At 60.8% G+C, this 12171-nt stretch carries 12 protein-coding genes and 1 pseudogene; 6 read left to right on the top strand and 7 right to left on the bottom strand.

Annotated elements, in window-relative coordinates; translation table 11 throughout:
• Positions 1–5: 5 nt before the first annotated feature.
• The 4 genes from AC5E6N_RS09605 to AC5E6N_RS09620 all read left to right on the top strand — a co-directional run bounded on the left by AC5E6N_RS09605 (position 6) and on the right by AC5E6N_RS09620 (position 3575).
• A complete protein-coding gene (locus AC5E6N_RS09605; RefSeq protein ID WP_491747615.1) occupies positions 6–959 on the top strand; it encodes a site-specific tyrosine recombinase XerD in 954 nt (317 codons plus the stop codon).
• Between the two features lie 93 nt (positions 960–1052).
• Positions 1053–2006, top strand: a complete 954-nt coding sequence (locus tag AC5E6N_RS09610) for an acetyl-CoA carboxylase carboxyltransferase subunit alpha (protein WP_491690116.1) — start codon at positions 1053–1055, stop codon at positions 2004–2006.
• A gap of 274 nt (positions 2007–2280) precedes the next feature.
• The gene (locus AC5E6N_RS09615; RefSeq protein ID WP_491747625.1) at positions 2281–3339 is read left to right on the top strand and encodes a L,D-transpeptidase family protein; all 1059 of its coding nucleotides are present in this window, start codon (positions 2281–2283) and stop codon (positions 3337–3339) included.
• Positions 3336–3575: a sulfurtransferase TusA family protein gene (locus tag AC5E6N_RS09620; protein WP_491747616.1), complete on the top strand. Its 240-nt coding sequence runs from the start codon at positions 3336–3338 to the stop codon at positions 3573–3575. Before AC5E6N_RS09615 ends, AC5E6N_RS09620 begins: the two co-directional genes overlap by 4 nt.
• Positions 3576–3611: 36 nt before the next feature.
• Here AC5E6N_RS09620 and AC5E6N_RS09625 read toward each other — a convergent pair whose 3' ends face one another.
• Entirely contained in the window at positions 3612–4706 is a 1095-nt protein-coding gene (locus AC5E6N_RS09625) for a CobW family GTP-binding protein (protein WP_491747617.1), read from the bottom strand.
• A 15-nt stretch (positions 4707–4721) separates the two neighbouring features.
• Positions 4722–5825, bottom strand: a complete 1104-nt coding sequence (locus AC5E6N_RS09630) for a D-alanyl-D-alanine carboxypeptidase family protein (protein WP_491747618.1) — start codon at positions 5823–5825, stop codon at positions 4722–4724.
• A gap of 159 nt (positions 5826–5984) precedes the next feature.
• On the opposite strand from AC5E6N_RS09630, the gene AC5E6N_RS09635 reads away from it, so the two are divergent.
• On the top strand, positions 5985–7154 hold the full coding sequence (locus tag AC5E6N_RS09635) for a M20 aminoacylase family protein (RefSeq protein WP_491747619.1): 1170 nt from the start codon (positions 5985–5987) through the stop codon (positions 7152–7154).
• A gap of 22 nt (positions 7155–7176) precedes the next feature.
• On the opposite strand, the gene AC5E6N_RS09640 is transcribed toward AC5E6N_RS09635, so the two are convergent.
• The 5 genes and pseudogenes from AC5E6N_RS09640 to AC5E6N_RS09660 all read right to left on the bottom strand — a co-directional run bounded on the left by AC5E6N_RS09640 (position 7177) and on the right by AC5E6N_RS09660 (position 10348).
• Complete coding sequence (locus tag AC5E6N_RS09640; protein ID WP_491747620.1) at positions 7177–7584, bottom strand: hypothetical protein; 408 nt, start codon at positions 7582–7584, stop codon at positions 7177–7179.
• A 198-nt stretch (positions 7585–7782) separates the two neighbouring features.
• Entirely contained in the window at positions 7783–7968 is a 186-nt protein-coding gene (rpmF, locus tag AC5E6N_RS09645) for a 50S ribosomal protein L32 (protein ID WP_491747621.1), read from the bottom strand.
• Between the two features lie 159 nt (positions 7969–8127).
• The gene (locus tag AC5E6N_RS09650; RefSeq protein ID WP_491747622.1) at positions 8128–8775 is read right to left on the bottom strand and encodes a glutathione S-transferase family protein; all 648 of its coding nucleotides are present in this window, start codon (positions 8773–8775) and stop codon (positions 8128–8130) included.
• 175 nt (positions 8776–8950) lie between these two features.
• Positions 8951–9187: pseudogene (locus AC5E6N_RS09655) on the bottom strand (transglycosylase domain-containing protein); the annotation flags it as partial.
• A gap of 27 nt (positions 9188–9214) precedes the next feature.
• A complete protein-coding gene (locus AC5E6N_RS09660) occupies positions 9215–10348 on the bottom strand; it encodes a TIGR03032 family protein (RefSeq protein WP_491747623.1) in 1134 nt (377 codons plus the stop codon).
• 455 nt (positions 10349–10803) lie between these two features.
• Here AC5E6N_RS09660 and AC5E6N_RS09665 point away from each other — a divergent pair.
• Positions 10804–12171: beta strand repeat-containing protein (locus AC5E6N_RS09665; RefSeq protein ID WP_491747624.1), on the top strand; the 1368-nt coding region annotated here is incomplete at its 3' end.

The raw sequence follows: 12171 nt of genomic DNA on the forward strand, positions 1-12171 counted from the left end.
GCGCAATGGCTGACCTGAGCCTGGCGCATGTGGAAGCCTTCCTGGAGATGATGAGCGCCGAGCGCGGCGCGGCCGGCAACACCCTGGCGTCCTACCGCAACGACCTTGAAGACGCACACGCCTTTGTAAGCGGCGCGGGATCAAGCCTCGCGGCGGCGACGAGCGAGGATCTGCGGCATTATCTCTCCGACGTCGCCGATCGTGGATTTGCGGCGAGCTCGCAGGCGCGGCGCCTGTCGGCGCTGCGCCAGTTCTACCGGTTCCTCTATACGGAGGGCATGCGTGGCGACGACCCGACCGGCATTCTGGATTCGCCGAAGAAAAAGCGGCCGCTGCCCAAGACCCTGAGCGTCGAAAACGTCACGGCGCTGATCGACCGCGCCAGAAGCGAAGCCGACGAAGCAGGCATCGAGGATGGCGAACATCTGATACGGCTGCGCCGCCTTGCGCTGATCGAACTGCTTTATGCCACCGGGCTGCGGGTGTCCGAACTCGTCGCCCTGCCGGCATCCGTCGCGACCCGGCAGGACAAACGCTTCCTTATCGTCAGGGGCAAGGGCGGCAAGGAGCGTCTTGTGCCGCTTTCGTCCGCGTCGAGGGATGCGCTGATGCGATATGCGGGGGCGCTTCGCCGCCACGACAAGAGCGGCGCATCGCCGTTCCTGTTTCCCTCGCGCGCGGCAGACGGGCATCTGCCAAGGCAGGTGTTTGCCCGCGAATTGAAGGCGCTCGGCATTCGCAGCGGCCTGCCGGCAAAGGCGTTGTCGCCGCATGTCCTGCGGCACGCCTTCGCCAGCCATCTTTTGCAGAACGGCGCCGATTTGCGCGTGGTTCAGGAGTTGCTCGGCCACTCGGATATCTCGACGACCCAGATCTACACCCACATACTCGAGGAGCGGCTGCACCGTTTGGTCAGCGAGAATCATCCCCTTGCAATTGCGGATAAAAACGGCACATAGAGCGCGCGATTTGTGTTTTTTCTTGCTTTGAGCGGCAATGGCTCTTAGCCAGAAAACACGACGCGCCGGAAAACAGCCTGAGATCGGACATAGATGATCAACTATCTCGACTTCGAAAAACCGTTGTCAGACATTGAAGGCAAGATACACGAACTTCGCAGGCTTGCCGGGGACGACGAGATCATCGACACCGCTGCCGAGATCGAAAAGCTGGAAGCGCGCGCCAAGGACGTGCTGGCCGATCTTTATACGAAACTGACACCCTGGCAGAAGACACAGGTTGCGCGCCATCCGGCCCGTCCGCATTTTCGCGATTACGCAGACGCCCTTTTTGACGAGTTCACCCTGCTTGCCGGTGACCGCAAATTCTCGAACGACGAGGCGATCCAGGCCGGTCTCGGCCGCTTCCGCGGGCAGGGTGTGGCGATCATTGGCCAGGAAAAGGGCAATGATACAAAGTCCCGTATCCGGCATAATTTCGGCAGCGCCCGGCCCGAGGGCTACCGCAAGGCGGTGCGTGTTCTCGAGATGGCCGATCGCTTCGCTCTGCCGGTCATTACGCTGATCGACACGTCGGGCGCCTATCCGGGCGTCGGCGCCGAGGAGCGCGGCCAGGCCGAGGCCATCGCCCGGTCGACCGAAATGTGCCTCAACGTCAAGGTCCCGATCATCTCGGTTGTCATCGGCGAAGGCGGATCGGGTGGCGCCATCGCCATTGCGACGGGCAATCGGATCTATATGCTCGAGCATGCCATCTACAGCGTCATTTCGCCGGAAGGCGCCGCCTCGATCCTGTGGCGCGACGCGGCCCGGGCCAAGGACGCGGCCGCGAATATGAAAATCACCGCTCAGGACCTGAAACAGCTCGGCGTCATCGACGATATCATCGAAGAACCGGTCGGCGGAGCGCACCGCGATCCGGCTGCCGTCATCGCCGCGACCGGCGATGCGATCGCCGGCGGTCTCGCCGATCTCAGCCCGCTCGACGGAGACATGCTGCGCCGCAACCGGCGTCAGAAATTCCTCGACATGGGCCGCAATCTCTAGCCGCAAACGCCGGGCCGGCGCCGGCGGTAACCAATTACATATTTGTGAAGTCGCCGATTTGGCGATTGTGGTAAAGATTTCGGAAACATATTCGGTCATATTTTAGGCGACATAAGATGATTGTGTGCGCCGCCGACGGTCCAAGACGGCGAACGGCAGAGCGGGAATCGAATTCGCAAGACGCACGCGACCTTTGAAGGTTTGCGCGTGACACAGATGGGAAAGGGGCACAGTGCGTCTGACTGGCTGGAAATCGGTAATCGTCGTAACGGGTATGAGCCTTGCTGTTGCGGGATGTCAGGATGTCCTGGAATCCGTTGACAACAAGGCCGAATACGAACTTCCCAGGAAACTCGTCAATCAGATGAAGGCGCACGACCAGAGCGTCCGGGCGCCTATTATGATGCGTATCTTCAAGGAAGAGGGCATGCTCGAGGTCTGGAAGGCCAGGGGCAACGGCCGTTATGCGATGGTCAAGGAATACGAGATCTGCAAGTGGTCGGGCGAGCTCGGGCCGAAGTTCAAGGAAGGCGACCGCCAGGCGCCGGAAGGCTACTATCACGTCAAGCCCCACCAGATGAATCCCAATTCCAGCTACTATCTGTCCTTCAATATGGGCTTTCCCAACGCCTATGACAGCGCCCACGGGCGCACCGGTTCGCATTTGATGGTCCACGGCGCCTGCTCGTCCGCCGGCTGCTATTCCATGACCGACGAACTGATGATCGAGATTTACGCCTTCGCCCGCGAGGCCCATCGCGGCGGTCAGAAGGCCTTCCAGGTGCAGGCCTATCCCTTTCGGATGACGGCGGAAAACATGGCGCGGCACCGCGACAGCGAACATTACGAATACTGGGAGATGATCAAGGTCGGCTATGATCATTTCGAACTGACCAAACAGCCGCCGAAGGTCGATGTCTGCGACGGGCGCTATGTCTTCAACGAGATCGCCGAAGACGGCGACGAATTCCATCCGGAACGCGCCTGCCCCGTTTCCGCTCCACCGCAATCGCTGGCTTTGGCCTACGCCGCCCATACAAAAAAATACGACCGGGAGTTTGCCGCGGCGGTGAAGGAACTGAACGACCGCACCAGGATCCCGGCGATTGCCACATTGCTGTCGACCGGCAAGACCAGCAATGAACAGACGGCAACGATACCGCAATCCACACCCGTGGACCGCGACGCGGCAACCGCTCCGCTGCCGCCGGCCACGGAGGTCGGCAGTGTCGCGGCCGTCCCCGCCACGCCGACACCTTCGCCGGCGACGATCGCGAGCACCGCCGCAAGTCAGCAACCGACGAAGAAAAAATCCTGGTGGCGCGTCTGGTGAACGGCGATACACATGTCGAATGCTACGACCTGCGCGGCCTGAAATGCCCCCTGCCGGTCCTGAAGACGAAAAAGCGCATGGCGCCGCTTGAGAAAGGCGCCCGCATCTGGGTCGAAACCACCGATCCGCTTGCCGTCGTCGACATCCCGCATTTCTGCTCCGAATCCGGACACCGCCTCATTGAGATTCAGACCGTCGATGACGGTCATCGCTTCCTGATCGAAAAGGCCGGCTGAGCTTGCGTCTCCCGGCGGGTAGCCGGAACACCCCGGTCAGGGTTTGAAGCCTGGTATGGACAGCGGATTGTTCTCTATGGCCTGCCGGTCCGGCGTATCGACCCGAGGCAGGCCCGTGAAGGCGGCAAACAGCCTGACGACATAATCCTCGCCGAGGTCGCGGGTGATCACCACAAGCCGGGTGCGGCGGTCTTCGTCCGGCCAGGCGGCAAGGCGCACGGGCGGATGAAAGATGGATTGCACGCCGTGCAGCACGACCGGTCTTTCCTGATCGTCGGACATTCTGACAATGCCCTTCATGCGCAGCAATTGCTCACCCTGGCTCGAGCGCAGGAGATCGACGAACATCTCCAGCGCATCCGGATCGATCGCCCGGTCTTCGGTCAGTGTGAAGGCCCGGATACGCGCGTCATGCCGGTTGACGTCGTGGGCGTGGTCATGGTCGTGCCGATAGGCTTCGTCGCGCAGCCAACGGCCGACATCGGCCGTCTTCGTCTCCGGATCATACAGGCCGCAGTCGAAAAGCGCGCCCGCTTTCGCCTCGTCATCATTTGACGGGAGCTGAGGCGCGCCGGGGTTCAGATGCATGAGCCGGGAGGTAAAACGTGCGAAGTCCTTCGAGGCGGGATCGATCAGGTCGGTCTTGGTCAGCACGATCCTGTCCGCCATGGCCACCTGTTTTACAGCCTCCTCATGGGCGTCGAGCGTTGCGTCCCCATTGACCGCATCGACCGCGGCGATAACGCCGTCGAGACGGTAGTTCTGCGCAAGAACGGGGTGGCCCATAATGGCGTGAAGCACCGGCGCGGGATCGGCGAGGCCGGTTGTCTCGACAATCACCCGGCCAAGCGCCTTGATGCGGCCGGTCTGGAGCCGGTCCATGAGATCGGCCAGCGTGTCGACGAGTTCGCCGCGAACCGTGCAGCACAGGCACCCGTCCGACAGCTCTATGACCCCGTCGCTCGACTGTTCGACCAGCAGGTGATCGATTCCGACATCGCCGAACTCATTGACGATCACCGCCGTGTCGCGCAATTCGGGATCTTTCAGGAGCCGGTTAAGCAATGTCGTCTTTCCCGATCCGAGAAAGCCGGTCAGCACGGAGACGGGAATGGGATCGGTCCGGTGCATGCGCGAGGTTCTTGCTTAAAGGCTCGGGCGGGCCCGCGGCACCGGCACGCCGCTGGCGGGTTCCGCCTGCGATGCGGCCACCGCTCCGCCAATTCCGCCAATGCCGACCGGTCTTGCTTTCGGCACGGGGATCCGGCCGGGGGCCAAGGCTGCCGGTATGCGGCCCGTCAGCCCGACGCGTGCGGCGCGCGCCTCGCGGCCGAGCGGTGCGATGTAAGCGGATGCGAGCGTCATACGACCGACGTCGCGGCCGTCATAGCGCGCCTTTCGCGCTTCCTGCGAACACACGACAGGCCGCAGGTCGACAATCTTCAGCCGGTTTTGCCCGTAAGGCCGCAGGCCCGTAAGCGTGGGTTTGGCGAGACCCGGTGTGGTCAGCCCCTTTTGCAGAAGACGCGCCGATTCCACCGCCCGTTCCTCCTGATCCCTGGCGCCGAGAACGACCGAGACCACGGAACGGCCCCCGCGTGTCGCCGATGACACCTGATTGAATCCGGAAGAGCAGATAAAGCCGGTTTTCATGCCGTTGGCGCCGGCAAACCGTCCAATCAGGATGTTGTAGTTGGTATAGGTTTTTTTGCCGGTGCTGATCGCTTCGATGGCAAAATAGTGACCGTATTGCGGGAACTCGCGCTTCAGCGCCACCCCCAGCACAGCCATGTCGCGGGCCGTGGTGCGCTGACCCTTGCCCGGCAAACCGCTTGCATTGATGAAGCGGGTATCCGTCATGCCGAGACGCCGGGCTTCGGCGTTCATCATTTCCACAAAGGCTTTGTGGCTTCCGGCGATCCTCTCGGCAATCGCCACGGACACGTCATTGGCCGACTTGACCAAGATAATCTTGACGGCATTGTCGAGCGTGAGCTGCGAGCCGGGCTTGAAATACATTTTGCTCGGCGGAGCTTTCGCCGCCGTGTTGCTGATCGTCACCTTGCCGTCCATGGAAACGGCGCCGGAACGCACCTGGCGGAAAACCACATAGGCCGTCATCAGCTTTGTGAGGGACGCCGGATACCAGCGCTGGAAGGCATCCTTGTGCTCAAGCACTTTGCCGCTTTTCACGTCGACCACGATGGTCGGTCCGGCAGCCTTCGCGCCCGCCGCCAGGAAAGCGGCCATAACCATCGCGGCGAGACATATCACAGGCACACTCGACACTCGATGCATGGGCGGAAACGGACTCCGACAAACGATTGGGACACGAATTGTATGTAACGCAAAGCTGCCCTATATGCCATACATCCGTCAGGTATTATTGTAGCCATAAGGGTATATTTCATGCCGATACTGAACCGCGCCGCCGAACTCCAGTCAGAGGTCACGGAATGGCGCAGACATCTTCACACCCGTCCTGAACTGCTTTTCGACGTTCATGAAACCGCAGCCTTCGTCAAACAGAAGCTGGAGGAATTCGGCTGCGACGAGGTGGTCACCGGCATCGGCCGCACGGGCGTCGTCGCCCTGATCAAAGGGCGCAACGATGGAGCCGGCCGGGTCATCGGTCTTCGCGCCGACATGGATGCCCTGCCCATCACCGAGGCGACCGACAAACCCTGGGCATCGACGATTGACGGCAAGATGCACGCCTGCGGCCATGACGGTCACACGGCCATGCTGCTCGGCGCGGCGAAATACCTGACGGAAACCCGCAATTTCGACGGCTCGGTAGCGGTCATATTCCAGCCCGCCGAGGAAGGCGGCGGCGGCGGCGACGAGATGGTCCGGGACGGCATGATGGACCGTTTCGCGATCGAGGAGGTGTTCGGCATGCACAATATGCCCGGCCTCGCGGTCGGCGAGTTCGCGACCCGCAGCGGCGCCATCATGGCCGCGACCGACGAGTTTACCGTGACGGTCAAGGGGCGCGGCGGTCACGCGGCGATGCCCTATCAGACCATCGACCCCATCACCATCACCGCGCAGATCGTCTCCGGCCTTCAGCTCATTGCCTCGCGCAATGCGAATCCGCTTGAATCGATCGTCGTTTCGGTCACCAAATTCAACGCCGGCAACGCCTATAACGTGATCCCGGAGGAAGCCGAGATCGCCGGCACCGTCCGCACGCTCGACCCGGAGGTGCGCGCCATGGCCGAACGACGCATCGAGCAGATTGTTCACTCCATCGCCGACGCGCACAACGCCGAGGCATCGGTGAAATACAAGCGCGGCTATCCGGTGACGTTCAACCACGCCGATCAGACGGATTTTTCCGTCACGGTGGCCGAGGAGATCGCGGGGCCCGGCAAGGTCGACAACAACGCCTTGCCGACAATGGGGGGCGAGGACTTCTCATACATGCTGGAGGCGCGGCCGGGCTCGTTCATTTTCATCGGCAACGGGGATACGGCGGCACTGCATCATCCCGAATTCGATTTCAATGACGAGATCATCCCCTACGGCATTTCCTACTGGGTCAAGCTCGCCGAATCGGCCCTGGCCCGCAACTGACGGCACTGCAGGGCGCGGCGTCCTAAAGTCCGATGGAAACGTCGCGCCCGGCGGATTTGATCGACACCGAAAAGCCGGCGATCAGATCGACGAAGGCGATCACCGTCAGGATAAAGAACACGTCCGTGGCGGCTTCGCCGACGATCAGGAACTCCACGAGAAACGCCACGAAGACGATTGCCGACAGAAGGTGGTCGATAACGGACCAGCTTCCGCTGCGCGTTGCCTTGAGGATTTCCAGGAACAGGAGCGCAAGGGCGCCGACAATCACCAGATCACCAAGCTGCATCGTCCACTGCGCACCCGAAATCATCGGGATACTGACCATATCCATCGACAGCACATCCGGCCCTGCGCCGGCGAATGGCCCGAAGATCAGCGCGTTGTAGGCGATCAGCGGAATGATCATCAGTGGAATGGCCGCAATCATCGTGTCGCACCGCCCCCGGGGTCGATTAGGTTGGTCAAAGCTCTATCACAGTTTGTAGCCGAGCGTGCCGAGATGGCCGGACAAACGTAAAATAGGGTTACCGGCAAAATCATGGCAGCGGACGGCCATAAAAAGAAAAAGGCCGGCTTGCGCCGGCCTCAGGACAAGTCTGGATTGCTGCGGTATTTTACCCGCAACTCATGCGTCTTGCTTGTTTGTCAGAACCTGGCGGCCCCGATACATACCGGTCTTCAGATCGATATGGTGAGGACGGCGAAGCTCGCCGGAATCCTTGTCTTCGACATAGGTCGGTGCCTTGAGCGCATCGGTTGCGCGGCGCATGCCGCGCTTCGAGCGGGTCACTTTACTTTTGGGTACGGCCATTTCTTACTCCACTCGCGGGCAATACGTGCTCGTCGGCCTGATCCGGGCCGAAACCGCACGTGTCAATTTCGGAAATTGCGCGGGCTTATACATGGCAAATGGCCTTTTGGCCAGCACCTGCCGACATTTTTTGTACAGAATTGGACTTGCGCCGCGATCTCAGACTTCATCCTCCTCCACGACCCAGCTCTCGGCCCGCCCGGTGCTCTCCCATTCCTGCCATGCCGGCAATGATTTCATGTGATCCATATAGGCAAGCGCGGACGGATCCCGAGTCAGGCGATAAATCTCAAACCGGTTGACCACCGGCGCGAACATGGCGTCAGCCGCAGAGAAATGACCGAACAGGAACGGCCCGCCGCTTTGTTCCAGACACTCTTTCCAGATCGTCTCGATGCGCCTGATATCGTTCTTGGCCGCATCGGAAACCGCAAGCTCGGCAGGCTCGCGCCGCATATTCATCGGACATTCCGAACGCAGCGCGGAAAATCCGCTCAGCATCTCGCAGCTGATCGCCCTTGCCCGGGCGCGCCTGTCGTGCTCGTGCGGCCAGACCCGCTTGGTGTAAAACAGGTCGTTCAGATATTCCAGGATGGTCAACGACTCCCACACGCGCAACGTGCCGTGCTCCAGAACCGGCACCTTGTTGGTCGGAGAGAACGACGCGAAGGCGGGATTGCCGGCGGCCATGTCGAAGGGCACCAACTCCTCGCGGAACGCGATGTCCAGGGTCCGCATCGCGAGCCATGGCCTGAAGGACCAGGACGAATAGTTCTTGTTGCCGATATAAAGGACGATTTCACTCATCTGAAAAGCCTCCATACGAGCAGCTTGGCGGTTCTTTTAACCAGCCGCCCGGTCAAACACCATCAAAACCTGGGATCAAACATTCAGTCACAGCCCGCTCTAATCATAAAGGCATCTGATATATGCGCCGGACTGTTGGGCGCGGCGCTCGACAAGCGTCGCAAGCCGGGTGAGGCCGGCTGGACCACAGGAAGAGGTTCTTGACGGTCTGCATCGCGATCGTGCTCGCTCCGCGAGGTCGCTCGCCGTCCAGCGCGCTGTCGATGACGACATTCACCGCATTCCAGTCGACACCGTGATGGGAACAGAAGCGACCGTCCTCCGACACCAGAACCGACTGGACCAGAACCGGCGCAATATCATCGAAAGCGACCCGGGTCCTGGCGTAACCGTGCGCGACAACGAGATCCTGGCCTCGCCGCTTGCCTCGGCACCGCCGTCAATCCGCAGTCCCGCCCGTGCCGGCCCAGTCAGGCGCCTCGATGGTAATGAAGCTCTGGATTTCAGCCGAATGCGGTCCCAGGGTGATGGCGTCCTTCACGCCAGGCAAAACGCACACATCGAACAGTTCCTGTATCACGCCGTCGAAACGGATCCAATGGGCGACGGAGCCATCCTGCAGCGAAATGATCTGAATGCCGCACCACGGGTCGGCATCCTTCTCATCGAGCGCGTCGGCGAGTGCCAGACCGTCGAACCGCTTGTACCGGGGCTTCGAAAGGGTAACGATTGCATGGTTATCCAGAAACGCCAGACCACGTATGAAGCCGGGGCAGAAAGTGAAGGGCACGAATGCCTTCTTCTTTCCGTCGATCCAGCCGATCTGCCCGGTCCCGGAATTCGCCAGCCAAACCCTGTCTTTGTGCCATCGTGGCGAGTGCGGCATCGACAGGTCTTCGGCGAGGATCTTGTCCGTGTCGACATCGATAACAATGCCGCCGTCGTCTCGCCGATCGCGCCAGCCGTCTACCACGTCGGACCGGCACACGGCGCTAACGTAGCGCGGTTCTCCCTCACGCATGGCGAGGCCGTTCAGGTGGCAGCGGTCTTCCGGCGCAATCCTTGAGATAAATTCGGGTTTCCACACCGGTTTGAAACTGTGCGTAAGGCTGAATTCGCAAAGGCACGAATAGCGGGTGTTGACGAAGACGACCCTGCCATTTGAACACACGCCGATTTCATGCAGATCGACCGCGCCCGTTGTCTGGAAATTTCGCGGGACATAGACCCGGTCATGTTTGCCGTTGGCGGCCTGCCCCGGTCCGAGCACGTTTTCCAGGCGGATAATCTGCGAATGCGAGGCAAGATAGATCCGGTTGCCATCGCCGACGACACCCATGGCCTGCGGATAGCCGGCCTGGTGCATCGCGAGATTGCCGTCCGTACCGCTGCCGAAGAGATAAAGATTGCCGCTTTGATAGGAGGTGAAGGCAAGGGAAACGCCCTGGCTTTCCAGAAACGTCTTCAAGCCCCCGGAAAACGTGATCTCGGTATTGCCCGAGCCTTCTGAATCCACAGGCTTCGGTTGCGGCGTGTCCTGTTTTTGCTTATCGGTATCTTCAAGAGTTGTCATTTTTCGCGCCATTTAAATTTTTTCGCCCCTTAGCACGGATCGAACGGTTTGGGTAAGTGGCAATGCAACTATCAAATTGAAACCCCGATAGCTTTCGCAGATCGGCAAAGCGGCGCCGGGAATGCGTCCCGCCGCCTGGCAGGCATGTCGCCCGGTTTCGGTGATTCGATCCGGACCGCTCCTTGAATACGAAGCTGTTTGCAAGACCGCACACGGTCAGGGCCGCCCGCTGGCTTTGTGACGTGATGGCCGTTGCCCGAAAGACACAATGGCAATCTATTAGCTGCAATCCGGGTTCGCGCAAAAATACCAGGCCTTTGCTACCGCCGTTTCGGCTTGCAAACGGCGGGCTGTCTGCTTTACATGAACATACTCATATTAATGCAAGTTTTGAATTATTCGATTGATAATCAGCGTCCGGCGGTTTTAAGGGCGCGAATGAGGTTAGGCCATTCATGTCTGAAAATGTGGATCTGCGGCGCCGTTTTCGCGCAAACCGCTTGTCATCCGGCTCTTCGAAGGCCGGTCCGGCCCGGCAAAAAAACGGATCGAGACGGATAAACAGACGGCTTTTGACGGCGGCCTCGGTGTTCGCCATCGTGGCGGCGCCGGGTGTGGGAGGCCTTTACGGCGGACGCTATGGCGGGCGCGCCTGGGCGCAGGCGCTGCCGAATGGCTGCGTGTCCAGCGGCACAAATCCGAACGTAGCGGTGGACGGCGATACGGTAACGTGTACCGGGGATATCGATGAAACCATCGCAACCAATGTCGAAGACATCACCATCAATATCGGCAATGCCTCAACGGTTGCGACCGTCAATACCAGTTCCGGCACCGGCCTCAGTACGGTGAGCCGCTACGGCTCATTGACAATCAACATGGACAATGCCGCCTCCAGCATTACCGGCGGCACATTCGGCATCTTTGCCCGGAACCAAGGCAGCGACGCCTTGACGATCACGGCCACGGGTGATGTGACAGGCACGAATGGCGTTGGCATCCTTGCCGGGAACTTTGGCAGCGCCACGGACCTGACCATCAATGCGGCGGCGGTCAGCGGCGGCACAAACGGCATCGAAGCTTTTAACTATGGCAGCGGCGCCTTGACGATCACGGCCACAGGTGATGTGACAGGCACGAATGGCGTCGGCATCTTTGCCCTGAACTATATCCTCAGCGGCGCCTTGACGATCAATGCGGCGGCGGTCAGCGGCGGCACACGCGGCATCGAAGCCCGGAACGATGGCAGCGGCGCCTTGACGATCACGGCCACGGGTACTGTGACAGGCACGCATTACGATGGCATCAATGCCACGAACTCAAGTAATGGCACGGGCCTGACCATCGATGTAGCATCGGTCAGCGGCGGCAGAACCGGCATCGCTGCCCGGAACGATGGCAGCGGCGCCTTGACGATCAATGCGGCGGCGGTCAGCGGCGGCACACTCGGCATCGCTGCCCTGAACTTAGGCAACGGCGCCTTGACGATCACGGCCACGGGTGATGTGACAGGCACGAATGGCATTGGCATCTCTGCCCTGACCGCAGGTGGCGGCACGGACCTGACCATCAATGCGGCGGCGGTCAGCGGCGGCGCACGCGGCATCGATGCCCGGAACTATGGCAGCGGCGCCTTGACGATCACGGCCACGGGTGATGTGACAAGCACGAATGGCATTGGCATCTTTGCCACGAACTTCAGTAGAAGCACGGGCCTGACCATCAATGCGGCGGCGGTCAGCGGCGGCAGAACCGGCATCTATGCCCTGAACGATGGCAGCGGCGCCTTGTCGATCACGGCCACGGGTACTGTGACAGGCACG

The sequence above is a fragment of the Hoeflea sp. genome (assembly GCF_984452065.1).